Genomic DNA, 16,221 nt, shown 5'->3' on the forward strand with positions numbered 1-16,221 from the left:
GATTATGACTAAGGCCAAAAAGTCACCAGAAATTATTGAGTCAGAAACCACATTTAACCTGACACTTGGAGGGAAGGTTTATACTCTCAGGTTCGGCACTGCTACTTTCATTCGCATCAAAGCTGCGCGTCCAAGCTTGTCAACGGCATTTCACGTATCAGAAGAGATTCCGCCGTACGAAGCAATTCCATTCCTGATTGATTGTGCTATTAAGCCTGAGGATAAGGATTGGTCCTGCTTTGAGCAGTTCGTTGATCTTTACGACGAATGTGAGGATCCTGCCATTTCAAAGGTGATCCCAGGGTATTTAGCTGCTGCTGGCACAGTCGCAAAAAAGTTAGAACCCGCTCTAAGAGCAGTGGAAAAACTTCTCCCCGAAAGCGGAAATTAAAGTTTGACCCAAGAAACTGGTACAGGGATGCCGGGATGATGGGAATCCAGTTGTCTGAGCTAGAAAACATTACCCCTTACCAGTTCAACCTTTTGCGGGAAGGTTATGCGCTTGATCAGGAAAGCCAATGGAGGCGCGCGCGCCATCAAGCTTATTGGACCTACGTGATGGCTGGAAAAACGGTTGAAAATCCGATTTCCATCGAAGAGTTTTTACCGCTGACAGCAGAAGATCTCAAAGCCCCTAAAACAAAGGCTTTCCAGATACCGGAATACACTCCAGAACAGGAGGAAGAAATATTTAAATTGTTTAACCCCGACAAATAATGGCTACGGAAGTAGGCGCTGCAAATATACGAGTTGGAGCCACGATTGCAGGGCTGTTGGACGGCATGCGGCAGGCATCTGCTGCGGTACGATCTGCTGCCTTGGGCATGAATAACCAACTCTCGGACGCATACAAACGGGCTGCTCGGGAGCAATCGGTATTTAGGAGCGGTCTTACAAAACTCGGCGATGATCTCACTGCCATTGGAACCAAGCTGTCACTATTTGGCTCTTTACCTACACTATTTGCTGCTGGTAAGGCCTTCAAAGACTACGCAGAAGTTCAGAAGTTGGAGAAAGGCCTTATACGCTATGGAGAGTCCTTAGAAAAAGTAAGGGAGATTGCCAAACTTCCCAATATTGGAATCTTCGATGGCGCGAAATCGCTGATCAGCTTGAAAGCAATGAAGCTGAATAGCGACCTTGCTACACGCTCAATCAAAGCTTTTGCGAACGCGATTACCGACGCGGGAGGGTCCGCCATAGACTTAGAACCCGCATTGGTCAACCTTCGGCAGTTTGTAGCAACCAAACACATTAATCAGGTTGACTTACGCCAGCTGGCCGGACGTATGCCGCAAACATACGATGCAATGGAGGCGGCTTTCGGCACCCAGGATGTTGAAAAGCTAAACCAGAAGATGAAGGCGATGGGGGTTGAGGCCTTCATTGACAAGTTTGTTTCTGAATTGGAAAAAATCCCGAAGGCTGGCGGGGGCGCATCGACGGCAATGGAGCAGCTGGGGGATAGCTTCACTTTCTTTTCGGCCTCGATTGGAGAGGGTGCAGATAAAGCATTTGATTTGACCGGTAAGATCGCTGCGTTGGGCGGTATCTTGGACAATCTTTCGACCAATTTTCGAAGCCTGACCCCAGAAGCTCAAAAATCCCTTTTCACGATCGGCGCGATTGCTGTCGTTGTTCCAACTTTGGTTACTGCAATAGGCGGTTTGGTGAAATTGATTCCATTGATTGCAACCGGCTTCGGTGCAGTCTCCGGGCCGATTGTTGCAACTATCGCGGTTGTGGGTCTTGCAGCTGCTGCCATTATCAATAACTGGGAGTCGGTGAAGAACTTTCTAACTGACTCTACCTGGTGGACCACTATTGTGGGAATCGCGAAGGGAACACTTGGGTTGGTAATGGAGGCCTTCAAAGTCATACTGAACCTTATTCAAGGCGATTGGTCGAACATGTGGAAGGCGATTGTCAACATCGGCAAGAATGCGGCAAACCTGGTAGTGGATACGCTCGGAGGTATGATCAAGGGTGCAATGGGTCTTGTCGGTACATTCAGCGAAGCCTTAGGATTAGACGCAGTCGGGCGAGATATCAGCAAGTCGGTAAAATGGATCGATGGATTAACCCAGCGGTTCAGGTTTGATGTCCCCGATTCCTTCGCAATTGCGGGCAAAGCCGTTGATTCTGTTTCGAAGGCATTTAACAGCCTGGGAGGTGGAGGCAAAGCTGGAAAACCACCTGTTGCGGAAGCTGTCGAGTATTTTGAAAAAGTTTCAGAGGCGGCCAGGCAGATGAACCTGATCGACCTCTCGATGAAATGGCAGCAGGAGCAGGACGCTTTAAATGCCAAAATCAAGTCATACAAGGAGCTATTTGGTGTTGTAGCTGCACTGAATGTTGAATATGTCAAGGGTACTAACCAGAGTCGTGTCTACCTTGGAGATGACTCAGGCAAATTCAATCAAGATCTTGCAAAAAATAAAGCTAATGACGTTTTTTCAAAACTGGGGCAAGAAATTAAGCCACCGAAAGGACTCTCTAAAACTGTAAAGGAGTACAGTTCGGCTGTGTCAGCTATCGATCAGCTTAACCAAGAGATGGCCGCATCCGTTGATAATATGCGGATGAGTGTATTTGATTCGTTAGGCGAAGGACTAGGAGATTTAATGTCTGGTCAAAAAGACTGGGCTAAAAATCTTGGGAAAAATATCCTTGGGATATTCTCAACAGTTTTGTCTCAGCTCGGAAAAGCAATGATCACCTACGGCGTCACTCTTACTGCGGCAAAGAAGGCAATGACTTCATTGAATGCCTATGTTGCGATCGCGGCGGGTGTTGCGGCAGTTGCAGCTGGCACTCTGTTGAAGAACACGATGAATAAAACACCACGTTTTGCGAAGGGTGGTTTTGCTTATGAAGAAATGACCGCGATTGTTGGAGATAACCCAAACGCGCGATCTGACCCTGAAATGATAGCTCCTTATTCGAAGGTTGATGAGTCAATTAAGCGCAGCGTTAAGCAAAGCGGCGCAGCTGGCAGCAGCATATTTATTCCCGAGTTGAGACTTCGCGGAGAAGATCTCTATGTCGCATTCAAAAGAGTTGAATCACGTAACAAGGCAATTTTCGGCAGGTAATGGGTTTAAAGTACTTTTCACAATACACAGATACTGACGGAAATAATAAAGAGGTGCGGTTTATCAAGCCGGACTATGATGGCCCTGCTATTGAATGGAAGAATAGTTACGGCGCTGTGACATTTGTGTCTGGCTCTTCGGATTCTTTCTTTTCCAACAATTTCATTGTTACTACCCAGGCTGAAATCGGCTTTATATTCGAGCAGCGTTATGATCTCCGGGAATTCGTTTACGATCGGAAAACCTTCATTTGTGAAGTACACGACTTAGACAATAATCGAATAGAGTTTTCGGGCTGGGTCGAGCCTTGGGATGCTGCTCATTCCTACCAGCGACCGCCGTTCCAGGTGAGTTTAACCGCGAGTTGTGGATTGGCTCATATGGCTAAAAAAAGGTATAAAAACCTTGGCACTACTTTCAAGAAGACTGGTTTAGCTCTAATCCAAGATTGCTTACAGATCATTGACTCGGATTTGAACCTGCGACTTTCTACCCATATGGTAGAAAACAGCTTTACGGAAGATTCCAGGCTCGGTCTAAAATCGTTCGAAATCAATACCGCCAGGTTCTATAATGAGAATGGCGAGGCAATGTTTTGTGCGGAGATCGCCAATGATATCCTGCAACACTTCAACGCTGAGCTCATTCAATGGGATAACAGATGGGTGATCAGGGCAATCGTAGACAATTCAACCGGCCTAGCTGGCGACTACATGGATGTGGGAGATGTTGGTTTGCCCCTGGCGTGGCCCACTGCATTTTTTGTAAATGGTACGAAATCGGTCAGCCTTGATGGCGGTGAGATGCGCGTACTTCCTCCTATAACCAAGTACAGGGTCGAGGTCGATCTAGGTACCCAGATGCCATTTTTCGAGAATGGCAACATGATACTCTGGAATGAAAACGGACTTGTAGGCTGGGATTTCACCCACATGGACAAAGGAAATCCTGGTTGGGAGCAATTCGCAATTGTTGGTTCTGAAACATTAAATGCACTTAAGATAAACGGCAAGTCGCCTCCACCTTACAGGAAAAAGAAAAAGAAGAAGTTTGGGCAAATACTACTACCTATCGTCACCGGGATGGTCGGTGCTCTGCTAAAAAGAACTTGGCTCGATGTTGAGCCTTTGCAGTATATAGAATCACCCGCCGGTACAATAGGCAAAGGCGATAAGAGTGTAACCATTTCTTTTGAATACGAGACAGAAGCGTTTTCTTCGGATATTCTTATCTCGATACGCATCCCTCTTACAGTCAATGGTAAGACAAAGCAGTTCTGGGTGGATCCTTCACTGGAACCCGCATTATCGGGCGCAGATAAGTCGATGGCTGGCGCCTCCGAACAATATTGTTTGATTCGCGTACCGCCACTTGATCGAGGGTCGCTAACAAATAAAGGGGATCTCAACGTTTCTGGAAATCCGAATTACCCCGCTGCCAATTTTTCAACGGGTAGCCGTGATCAAAATTGGACTTGGACAGTTACGGGCGTGCCTGCTGGCGAATACCGTCGTATCGGTGGAGTGACCGGGGTGTTAGTTGAGAATGGCGACCTTATTATTGCCAGAGTACCGAATGGTGGAGGAACACAACAGCAAGTCGGCGGGGATTGGGAAGTTGTAAGCATCCGAAACAATACTAAGAGGGGCACCTTTTCGATCGGGGTAGCTCTGAATACTCTGTTCCTTTCTGAACCTTTTCCGGAGGAAATTTACGTCCGCTTCTATAAGATGGCAGATGACGCTGGCAAGCCTGGCGATTGGTATAAAATATTCAATTTGAATGGTGCTCTTGAAGGCTTTATTGCCAACGAGGAGGCAGGAAGGTATGCAACAACCTTGGAACGGGGCAATGTCACCGAGGAAGAAGCCGAAACAATCAACCTGATATCAGGGGATTATAACCCATGGTATGCGGGATCCTGGACAAAACCGAATTCTAACGAGATTACCAAATCTTGGAGAAGGCGGCCGGATCTGAATGAAGGTATGAGTATTTACAGGGCGATGATGAAAGACCGCCTGAATATGACGAGCCGTCCGCTCGACGTATTCGAGGGTAAGATCAAACTGCGCCCTGGCACTTTGAAATTCTCCTACCTTCATTCTTTGATTTTCGAAGACCAGGGCAACAAGAAGTTTCGCATTGTTCGGTATGCCTTCAATGATTACCTGCGTGAAGCTGATATAACCGCTATTGAGGTCAAATATGAGGAAATCCCGGATTCGGAACTAAGACAAGATTCATACATCCCCGGATCAAGGCAGCTGAATACTGTTCCAGGGCAAGGCGATGGAATTTACCCATCTAAGGAAGATAGTACTAATGGCAGGCTAAGTGCAGAAGACTTGCCTCTTACAGAGGACGAGCTTATTGAAAAAATTGAAGCAGGAAGCCGACTGTCGGCACTGTTTGAAGGTGTTCCCCCATTGGTCTTTGTTGCGGGTGAGCTTAGCACTGATTCTGTCGATCTTTCCAAGTACCTATCCGAGGCGGTACTTTACAATAACGAGAACCAGGAAGAAGAAGATCAGTTTGATTTTAATACGCTTGCGTGGGAAACGCTCAAAAAACCCTCATGGGTAACCGCGCAAAGCATCGTTTTCCTCAATGCATCAGTCACGGGCAAGCCGATATATCCGGGAAGTGAATCAATTACTTTCAAAGTTGGGGAGAAGCCTGTTGAACCGACCGAAGAAGAATTAGCAGAACGGGAAGAATTGGAAGAGGAAGCTGCGGAACAGGGTTATACACTGCCTCCGGATCCTCCTGCTTTCTACATTGAGGTGACCATTCCTATAATGGTTTACCCAAAGACGGTAGTTACGTATCAACTGCTTGACACATCAGGTGAAGCTCCGCAACTTGTCGGCCCGCTCCCTGGCGTCTATCCTGTTCCGGGCAAAAGTGAGCTGCGGGTGAAGATCAACGGCCAGCACGACAGGTACCAGATCTCAATCTTTGGAGGTGGAGACACTGGAGACAATCCGGCAATTACTGTTAGCGAGGCAGTATTCCTAACCAATTTGGGGACTTACGACATGTTCGCCGAATCGGGCGGCCGGCTATTGCCCGCAGGGAACTACCGGGCCTTTGTTACTACGTTCATCGGTGAAACAATTGTCGGGAGGAACAACATTGTCTTCACGCTTTACGATGAAGAATTTCTGAACCTGTTGAAGTTCTTCTTCACCAAAGGTGGTGAGCAGCTTGCCCCAATTTCTTATGACGGCACAACCAAGCTGATCAACCCCGGGCCGGCTAACATTCAAACCGTTGTAGATGATACCCAGCACGACAAGGTTGTAATTGTCTTGGACAAAATGCCTGATGAGGCAGAACTAACCAGGGTAGAACACACGCTTAATAACCCAGCAACGGCCGGTAGTTATAATCTGTATCCGAATGACCAGGAATTCACGCCGGGAGCTTACAGGGCCACAGTTTATGTATACCTGAATGGTGCCGAAGTTTTGGTCAGGTATGTACATTTCACTGTAAACAAGAAATCCCCTGTCCCGGTTGGAGGCGAATTGAAGCTTGTTCAAAAAGCTTCTGCGGGAACCAGCAATTACAAAGCGGTCGCAACACTGCCTGAAACCGGCGGATTGTACGATCTCCCTGAGCCAGCATTTAATGTGCTCTCTGACTCGGTTACGCCCGAATTTGACTGGGAGGGACACACCTACGAGCAAAAGCGTGGGGATAAGCTGGTTCTCGTCGACTCTGGATCTACCAACTATCCGGCTCCGATCATTCAATCTGAATACTACATTTTCGGCCCCGCCGGCAGCGTAGCTATTAAAGGCGTGCATGTTACCCCGTCCAGTCAGCGGGTAGTTGTTACCCGGAAACTTGGAGGCGAAGACGGCGAGGTTGTCGCCCTGATGAAGTCGGATTTCTCCTTTGGAATTTTGGAGGATCTGGAAGATGTGGAAACCGGCGAGCCAGGGGGAGGAATGACAGACTACAAAGCGCGTGACGGCGTGGGAGAAGAGGTAATCGACTACGTAAAGTACTTTGATGTGCTTTACGACGGTGAAACAATCGGGCTGAATGCAGACAATGAGCTAGAAGTCATTGAGGACGGTATCCTCTTCAAGCACATACAGCCGATCGGGCCAATGTCTTTGATTGGGAACCTCACAGCCGGCACGATCAATCCATATGCTGTTCTTGTTAAGGACATCTTTGAAGAAGCGGAGATCGGTGATTTAGTTACCCCGATCGCTATTCACAACCACATGGTTGAATATGTAACCGAGCAACTTGAAAACAGCATAACAGGAACGCCGGGTTACTTTCCGATTTATGATACCGCCCATACTTTTGAGGACAGCATTGTTCGGCAGATTGCTGGCAAGATTGGAATAGGTGTAAATCCTTCCGAGGAATTGCATGTTTTGGGTGATATTCTGGCAACTGGACAATTAATGTCGACTATTGCACCAGGCGTCGCTCCGCTGGTTGTCTCGTCCTCGACCTTGGTAACCAATCTGAACTCGGACTTGCTTGATGGTCAGCACGGACCTTATTACCTGGATTGGAATAATTTCACCAATTACAAGTTGGTTGTTGCTGGTGCGGGTTTGATCAATGGCGGTTCTCTCAGTAATAATGTGACCCTGGACATGGGGACGCCATCAACGATATCCAATAATACAACAAACTCCACCTCTGCCGACAGTCATACGCACGCTATTGCAACCGGCAGTTTGGTACAAGGGGCGAATATAGTATTGACCGGCGATCTGGCGGACAGATTGGTCGGGATCGGCAATGTAACCATTGCGGCGACCGCTATCCCGTGGAGCATCGTGTATAATCGTCCAACTACCTTGGAGGGTTATGGGATTATTGATAGTGTGAAGTACACGGATTTCGTAAACGGTCTCAACGAGAAAGAAAATAATTTCTCAAAAGGGGACTTGGTTGCGGGTGTTGGTATCTCCCTTACCGGGTCTTTGATTGACCGGTTGGTTGGTTCATTGGATGCGGTAATCTCACTTTCAACAACCGGCGTTTCAGTTGGGACTTACCGATCAGTGAGCGTTGACGCATATGGCCGCGTTCTTGGCGGATCTAACCCGACCACGATTGCAGGGTATGGATTAACTGACGTATATAGTATTGCGGATATAAACAATATGCTGATTGGATATGTGCCAACCACTCGCATAATTACCATTAATGGCGTATCTTTGGATCTATCTCAGAACAGGACATTTACAATTTCATCAGGGGTTTCCGGGACAACTGGATACATCCCTGTTTTTACGAGCTCAAACAGCATCGGGAACAGTCCTATTAGGGATACCGGATCAGAAATAAATATTGCGGATTCAAGATCATTTGGAGTAGAGGGACCGGCAGCGATGCGTGATTATCTGCACGTTTGGGGTTATGCGTCTTTCGGGACAGCAAGTAACCATGGTTCACTGGTAATACACAATACGGCGAGTGCGACCGCCGCGCCCAGCGCAGCATTAGAGATCAGAAGTACGGTTAAAGGTTTTCTTCTCCCGAGAATGACCTATGCACAACGGCATGCCATTGCCTCTCCGGAGGTTGGTCTTATGGTTTTTCAAACAAATGGAAGCGCAAGCACCGCAGTAGGCTCATACCAATATTTTCCTACTGGATGGTACCCTGTTTCATACGGAGGAACCCCGGATTAAGATTCATCAACAATAAAAATCAAATCGAAGAATGAAAACAAGTATTAAGCGCATCCAGGAGTTCTACAATGCTTCTTCACAGTACCTGAAAGAACACAAGGAGGATACCAAGTTTAAATATGCACTTGAAAAAGTACTCAGCCGCATATCTCCCTGCTTTCAGGAATATCAGGATTTGAAAGAGGATATCGAGTTGGAGCATGCCAATGTGGATGCCAACGGCTCTGTGCTTTTCACCCACAATTCAAAAGGTCAAAGGGAGTACCAGTTTAAGAAAGAGGACATCAAAAAGGTTAGAGCGGAGCTGAAAGCTCTATTTACCGAAGAGCGGTTCGAGATTAAAGGTCATATCTGCAATGAAGTACCCAGCAATGTAGATGAGAGCTTTCTGCCGATTTTCCAGGGTTTTGTGATTACGGGTAAAGGGGAACAAATAACTGCATAATAAAACCAATTTCATCAACAACATGAAGCGCTTAATATTTCTGATTGCCTGGCTTTATGCCTACATGGCAGCTGCCCAGACCAGCAACCTGCCGTCCAGTATGGGCACGTTCACCGTGTTCAAGGAAGCGCCGTTACCTGTTACGATTATCATGCCAGAAGGGTATGACATTCAATCACCTATCGTTGAAATCTGGAACAACAACAAAAAGCTGTCGGATTCTACTCAGGTTCTCGTGTCTGGTGACACCCTAAAGTTCACACTGGCAAAGCAACAGCTCGCACCATTAAGCAGGAATCCTTATTTCTTTATAAAGTTGAAAGGGGATTATGTTTTGGGGGCGTTACTAAACCCAACAATAGGGATAGGAGTTCCCACCAATGTAACCAAGTCTGTTTCGCTTCCCTCAACGGGCACTGTCCGTGTTAGTGTGGTAGGAGATGCCGCAGCAGCTATGCAAGCCGCTAGTCAGGTTAAAACTGAGCTTCTTTCACTCCAACAGTTAGTTTCCCAAGGATTCAGGGTAAAGGGAAATTGGGACGTACCGGCAAACAACCCAAACTTATCATCTATATCCAAGGTCTCAGGAGATGCATACGTTGTATCTGTCCCGGGCTCAACGTCAATAACTGGCACATCAGTTTCGGCATCCAAAGGGGATGTATTCAACTGGAACGGAACACAGTGGATTTACCGGGCGAGCGCATTAGTGCCGGCAGAGGGAACTGTCTCTTATGACAAGACCGATATGTTCACATCAGGGCGTAACCTGTTTAATATAAATGATCCTTCCAATATTATTGGTAGCTATATCCACGATGTTACCGGATCTCAAATATCGAGTGCGAACCACAACACGACACACTTTATTCCGATGTCTGCAGGGCAAACGTTTATCGTGTCCTCAACAATCACCGGTAATATTCGAATCCTTTATTACAACTCTTCGAATGCCTTTTTGAGCGGGTATGTTGGCCCAGCAGTTGCGAGGGTAGCTCCGGCTAATACCGCCTTTATCAGGGTTTCAGTTAATACTTCTGATACGCCATGGGCTAAGCTGCAAGTAGAATTTGGAGCGACCAAAAATGATTGGAGAAAATTTCAAAAAATCCTCGCTACAAGTAAGGATATCCCAATTGTTGCAAGCGAGGCCTTGGTAGCAGAGAAAGCTGGCGAGGCAAGTACGCTTGCCCCTGCGGCTCGTTTGTCCGCTGATCAAATCAACTATACGAAGTCGAAGAACCTTTTCAACATTTCCGACGCAGGTAATTTAATTGGTAGTTATATCAATAATGCAACAGGTGGGGTTGTCGCGAGCGTCAACCATAACACCACGCACGCTATCCCCATAACTGCCGGACAAAGCTTTGTTGTCTCATCCACAACGATGGGGAATGTCAGGATTATCTACTACAATGCCTCCAATGCTTTTCTGAGTGGATATATAGGCACTTCAATGCCGCAGATTGCTCCCGCAAATACAGCGTACCTGAAAGTGTCAATTAATATTACCGATGCGTCCTGGGAGAAGCTCCAGGTGGAATTGGGTTCAGCGAAAACGGACTATGAGCCACACGGCTGGTACGTTACACCCATATCCGGTTCGCCAGTTATTTCAAAATCCATCGACCCCAAGTCTGTCTTAACGTCTGGAAACTTGTCATACTCTCGGTCAAAGAACCTGTTCAATCCCTCGGATCCAGATGTTGCATTGCTGTTCTACGTAAACTCTTTGACAGGGAATTTAGTATCAAGCCCGCTTTATAATACAACAGGATTCATCCCTGTGAAGCCGAGTACCGCCTATACCATGACCTACAAAAATCAAATTGCATGGTATACTGCATCGAAAGTTTATATTTCGGGAAGCACGAATGCCGACCAGAATAAAACACAGACTTCTCCGGCGAATGCGGCCTACATAAGAACAATGGTATCTTTGGCAGAATGGGATCGGTACCAATTTGAGGAGGGTACAGCTTCTACTGAGTATAACCCATACGGCTTCATACTCGATAAGATAGAGGGGCTTCCTGTTTGGTCAAAAAGAAAGGTTCCTGATCCGGTTGTCGTTGTAGAAGGCCCTACATACACCGCGCCAGTCCTGGCTCCGAAATATTACTTACCACGCCAGAAGGAATTATCTATTTACACAGAGAATATTCATAAGAATTATACGGTAGACGGAGTTGGGAAAACGGATATTAACCTACCGAGCATTACAAGCTTAACTCAGATCAACCGCCGAGGACGTGGGATGAAATTCAAGCAGACATCAAGCTCTGCTTCTCTGTCATCGATTGCGGGCGCTGCCACCGTTTACAATGATGATTATGTTCAGGTTAACAGTGTAAGCTTTACTGTTCAACCGGTTGATCAAAACCTCAACACAAGCAAGAAAGTAATCAATTTCGGGGATAGCTACACGCTCCGGTCAACGTTTGCAGATCAGATCGTAGCGAGCCCTGCTGGGTCTGGATTAACGTTCATCGGTATGAGGAACGCAACTGCAAGTACTCCGTCGCGCAAGTCGGAAGGAAGAGGTGGATGGACAATGAGTAGCTACCATACACTGAAAACAGACATTTTTGCACCATTCATGCAACCACAAGCGCCCTATAAGTACTATGGGAATACAGACTATTGGATAAATGCAGTTACCAACCCTAACATATCCGGTCTTACAAATTATGACTGGGGAAATGTTGATCCTGCTATTAGGGCGCTCTACAACGGAACCACGGGCCTACTTATCTCTCCCGCGACGAATGATGTGATGTATATAAATGCGGAGTCAGTTTTTAAGAGATGGGATGGATCTGCGTGGGTAACCGTCACCGGACTTACGTTCACGTTCAACTTCGCCAAGTACAGAACCTTGTATTCTTTGGATATGCCTGACATTGTTCATATCCTAATGGGTACGAACGATTTTACCAACGCTACTCCGGCAAATTTTGATGGACTTTGGAGCACTTACAAATCCCAAATGGATGCCACGATTGCCTCTATTAAGGCCGATAACCCATCAGTAAAAATAATCATCGGCGTTCCTGTGAGTTCCGGAAAGCAAGGGGGTATCGGCACCTACGAAACAGAGCGAAAGAAAAGAGGGTACTGGCTTTTGGCAAAGTCCATTATATCGACATACTCGAACCGGGAGGCAGAGGGGCTGATCATTGCAGATTATCACTCAACTGTGGATCGAGAATATGGATATGACGCAACAGATGTTGTCCCCTTTGATGGTTATACTGGAAGCGCAAGAGAAAGATTCATGGAAGATTTCGTGCATTTGGGAGCGGATGGGTTCATTAGTCAAATGGGGACTATTTATTACGGGGCCATTCAGAAGGCAAGAGAGTAAGACAAAACAACTACGATATGATAAACCAACTCAAAATCAACCACATCGGTATCAGCGTCCACGTGAACTATGCCGATATTAGCGGCGCAGAGCCAACAACTCACAATTTTAATGATTCTGTTTCTCTGAACTTCCAGGATGAAGCGGATCTCGACCGGGCTTTGAAGGAAAAGCCACACTTTGCGGCGGTCCTGCCGAAGCTGATCAAAAGGTTGATCAACTCGCACGACCCGGAGAATAAGGACGCTAAGAAGTTATTAAAAGACCTGGGGATTTAACCCCAAAGCGCGATTCATCAACAAACAAATTCATGAAAAAACTACTTTCGTTATGGCTATTTGCCATACTGCCGCTATGCGCGCTGTCGCAGAAAATCCAAGTTTCCGGAACAGTTGATCTTTCAAATTATTACACGAAGGCTCAGACCGACAGCATAATCAGTAAGCTGGCCATGAAGCCAACCGATCCGGCAGGACCCGTAACGAATCCGCCTGTTGGGCTTCCCGTTTGCAAGCGAGGGCCGCGTCCTGATCGGGTTTTTAACATCACCTCGACGCATGCAGATGTGCTATGGGATGGTGACGAAGTCTTTGGGTGGGATTATTCAATCTACCGTGGCACCGAGCGCGTCGCGTTTGGATCAGTCAAGCCAGTCAGCAATACTGAGCAAATTACTTATGCTGGTTTGCGTCCTGGTACTTATACCCTGAGCCTTTCAGGAAATACCTGCCGTAGCGACGTGTATAGTATTCCGTTTGACGTGCCTGACGTGAATTCGGGTACAGGGGGAGGGGTTAGTCCGCCTCCTGTTGGTATCACAGGTAAGAAGCATATCTACATGGGGCTTACCGGCTATGGTTGGAATGAAAACGATCCGGACGGGCTTTCTCCTGAATGGAAGGAATCAATTGAAAGCTTCCTGAACCTTGAATACAACGGAACCAGGTTTAAGGGCATCGATGGCATCAGGGTTAACATCAAGTGGTTTGAGTATGAGCCAACAAAGGGGAAATTCAATGACGGGATACTAAAAAGGATCGCTAACTATTGCAATGCAAGGGGCTTGATATTAAACGTGGCTTTTCTTCCTTACAGGAGGGAATTCGAGATTGTCAATGGGAAGAAGGTGTATGACACTATGATCCCGGATGATCACAAGGCAACATTGGCAAGCGGAAAAAGATGGTATGCAGAAGGATCTATTCAGGAGCTAACGACCTACCTAACGTACTGCCCATCAATGCACAGTAAAGTGGCTCAGTTTGAGTTTAAGAGAGCAGCTAAGCACATGGCACAGTTCTTGAAAGCTAATTGCAATGCTGATTATATGGCGACTGTTACTGCCCTCACGGAAGAGTTCCAGTTGGTGCACGACGAAAGTCCGACTATAACTACTGGATATAGCAACGCGGATTTAGAGGCCTGGCGAAGTTATAGCGGAGGCCAGCCGCCCGTTTATCAACCTCTTGTTTGGGGGGAACCCGATGAAAGGGGTAACCGTAAAGTAATATCAACCGACATATGGGAATTCGCAGATATACTTAAATCTCCTGTTGGTAAGCTGTGGGGTGATTTTCAAACCCAGGGACTGCGAGATTTTCACACAGCGTTTGTCCAGGGGGTCAGAGAGGGTGGTATGAGGTCATCAACAATGTACGCCGGCGTCGGGGCGCCGTCAGGGGTATTCAATTTTAGCACAAAGCTGGACAAGATTTTCTCGGCAGGCAGTGCGGATCAGCCTGATATCATTTACAGCAGCGAGGGAGATGCCGGATCTCAGGACTCTAAACTCATGGCGACCGATTTAAATATCGGAACTTTCTCTGGATCGGACACGGCAATTGAATTTGATCCCGATGATATTTCCGCTAGCCAACAGAGAAACCCGCCTCTTGAAACAGATTTGAATGGCAACATACTATATACTTTTGGGCGATCTTTCTTTATACGGGGTGGCGACATTATACACTTTGCAATGAAGTACTACCCTCCGAAAATACACCAATTGTCCGAGGCTTTGTTTAAGCTTAGAACAGAGTTCTTGGATAGTAATTCCGGTATGACTGGAATTGAGCAGGGTAGTCCCGTCGTGCATACGGTGACTGAGTACGGCATGCAGGAGTTCCGCTGGAAATGGTCTAATAGCGGAGGAGGATTAACTAAGCAGGTGAAAATAATCCTGAAATGAATTCAAAAACACAGTTGAGGATTGAGCAGGCTTTAACTGTGATCGGGCTTGCTGCGGAATGCTGGCAGCTTTACGTGCTCTGGAAAATGTAACCCACTCGGCAAAGATGGAGAATAAGGAGGACAAGTTGGTTGACTTGGCTGATAAGAAGCCCGGTCTTGCACTGGTGTACGGAATGGCAGTAGTAATAGTCGTGTTGGCGGGCGTAATCCCTATTCTTTATTACACCCTGCGGGGCGCTGAAAAGGAAGCACGGCAGGAGCTGGCACAGGTCAAAAAAGACTGCCAGGATCGCGAGGATAAGATAACAGCAGAGGCGAAGACGGACGCCTATAAGCTCTATGAAAAGCTGATTGATCAGTACGAAAAAAAGAGCCAGAAGGACGATGAAGCAATCCTCGGATTTAGTAAAAAATTCGATGCTATCGACAAAAAGGCTAGTGTGGTAAACAGTAAACTCTCAACCGTTGAAAAGAAATTTGATAGTGTGTCAGGAACAAACCAAAAGATCCAAGAGGTCATACAACGATGAAAACACGTATCATGAGCACAATGCTGTCGCTGACGTTGATCGTAATAATAATGAGCGCGAAGCAATCGGCATCACAGCAAAAAAATGCCGATGCCAAGGCGGACACTGTCCCATCGCAAAAGGTCGATCAAACACCGGAGCCAGTACCAACGTCCATACTTGAAGACAAGAAGCCCACTTCTAATGATAGTTTGATCGAGGCGACAAATGCCAAGGCTGGAAAAGTTGAGCAGAAGTTCGACAAGCTCGCTGAAAAAGGTGATCGTATCGAAGGTAAGATCGAAATTTTGAAGATGCGCCAAAATTGGATTCTTCGGAAACTTACTCCCGTTGAAATCGATGTAAGCTTCCTCTTGCCTGCACCTGTGAAGCCGATCCAAGTAAATACAGATTCCTTACAAATAAAGCCTATTAAGGTAGAAAAACGCAGCTGGTGGAAACGCCGGTTTTAGATAACGGTAAATGGAAATTGTAATCATTCGTAAGTGGAAGGGTGTAAACTCTACCCTGTCCATGCTGTTCATTGATGGAAAGTTTCTCGGCTACTTGGTTGAGGATACCGATAGGGGACTCAGCCAAAGCATGCCATTAAGTGAAATTTTGTCGGTAAAGGTTAAAACCCGCACAGCAATACCAGTAGGAAGGTACAAGGTTGCGGTAACCCATTCAACCAGGTTTAAGAAGCTACTCCCGCTGCTTTTGCATGTGCCAGGGTTCTCCGGCATCCGGATACACACTGGTAATACGCACATGAACACGGAAGGGTGTTTGCTACCTGGCAAGCAGTATTTGTTTTCAGCCGGTGACTATCGTGTCACGCAGAGCCGGGATTTATTCAACTCATTCTTTCCACAGATACAGGCTGCGCTACGTGCCAAGTCTGAGGTGTGGTGTACAATCAAAACTGAATATTGAA

The 16,221-nt window shown here is 46.8% G+C and carries 11 protein-coding genes; all 11 read left to right on the forward strand.

Annotated elements, in window-relative coordinates:
* The first annotated feature begins 4 nt into the window (after positions 1-4).
* The 11 genes from ASG33_RS08050 (at position 5) to ASG33_RS08100 (ending at position 16,220) form a co-directional block, all read left to right on the forward strand.
* Positions 5-391 carry a hypothetical protein gene (locus tag ASG33_RS08050; RefSeq protein WP_056282306.1) on the forward strand — a complete coding sequence of 129 codons (387 nt, stop codon included), beginning with the start codon at positions 5-7 and terminating at the stop codon, positions 389-391.
* Between the two features lie 35 nt (positions 392-426).
* Positions 427-717: a hypothetical protein gene (locus tag ASG33_RS08055; RefSeq protein WP_157474612.1), complete on the forward strand. Its 291-nt coding sequence runs from the start codon at positions 427-429 to the stop codon at positions 715-717.
* Positions 717-3,095: a tape measure protein gene (locus tag ASG33_RS08060; RefSeq protein WP_056282312.1), complete on the forward strand. Its 2,379-nt coding sequence runs from the start codon at positions 717-719 to the stop codon at positions 3,093-3,095. The genes ASG33_RS08055 and ASG33_RS08060 overlap by 1 nt, the downstream gene beginning before the upstream one ends.
* Positions 3,095-8,773, forward strand: a complete 5,679-nt coding sequence (locus tag ASG33_RS08065) for a hypothetical protein (RefSeq protein WP_056282316.1) — start codon at positions 3,095-3,097, stop codon at positions 8,771-8,773. Before ASG33_RS08060 ends, ASG33_RS08065 begins: the two co-directional genes overlap by 1 nt.
* A 31-nt stretch (positions 8,774-8,804) precedes the next feature.
* Complete coding sequence (locus tag ASG33_RS08070) at positions 8,805-9,218, forward strand: hypothetical protein (protein WP_056282320.1); 414 nt, start codon at positions 8,805-8,807, stop codon at positions 9,216-9,218.
* A 22-nt stretch (positions 9,219-9,240) separates the two neighbouring features.
* Positions 9,241-12,585, forward strand: a complete 3,345-nt coding sequence (locus tag ASG33_RS08075) for an SGNH/GDSL hydrolase family protein (protein ID WP_056282323.1) — start codon at positions 9,241-9,243, stop codon at positions 12,583-12,585.
* A gap of 17 nt (positions 12,586-12,602) precedes the next feature.
* The gene (locus ASG33_RS08080; protein WP_056282326.1) at positions 12,603-12,863 is read left to right on the forward strand and encodes a hypothetical protein; all 261 of its coding nucleotides are present in this window, start codon (positions 12,603-12,605) and stop codon (positions 12,861-12,863) included.
* A gap of 32 nt (positions 12,864-12,895) precedes the next feature.
* Positions 12,896-14,773: a hypothetical protein gene (locus ASG33_RS08085; RefSeq protein WP_056282329.1), complete on the forward strand. Its 1,878-nt coding sequence runs from the start codon at positions 12,896-12,898 to the stop codon at positions 14,771-14,773.
* A 106-nt stretch (positions 14,774-14,879) separates the two neighbouring features.
* Complete coding sequence (locus tag ASG33_RS08090) at positions 14,880-15,305, forward strand: hypothetical protein (protein WP_056282332.1); 426 nt, start codon at positions 14,880-14,882, stop codon at positions 15,303-15,305.
* Positions 15,302-15,757, forward strand: coding sequence for a hypothetical protein (locus tag ASG33_RS08095; protein ID WP_157474614.1), 456 nt, complete (start codon positions 15,302-15,304; stop codon positions 15,755-15,757). Before ASG33_RS08090 ends, ASG33_RS08095 begins: the two co-directional genes overlap by 4 nt.
* Before the next feature lie 10 nt (positions 15,758-15,767).
* Positions 15,768-16,220: a DUF5675 family protein gene (locus tag ASG33_RS08100; RefSeq protein ID WP_056282339.1), complete on the forward strand. Its 453-nt coding sequence runs from the start codon at positions 15,768-15,770 to the stop codon at positions 16,218-16,220.
* The last annotated feature ends 1 nt before the right edge of the window (position 16,221 follow it).

This window comes from Dyadobacter sp. Leaf189 (assembly GCF_001424405.1).
Lineage (GTDB): Bacteria > Bacteroidota > Bacteroidia > Cytophagales > Spirosomataceae > Dyadobacter.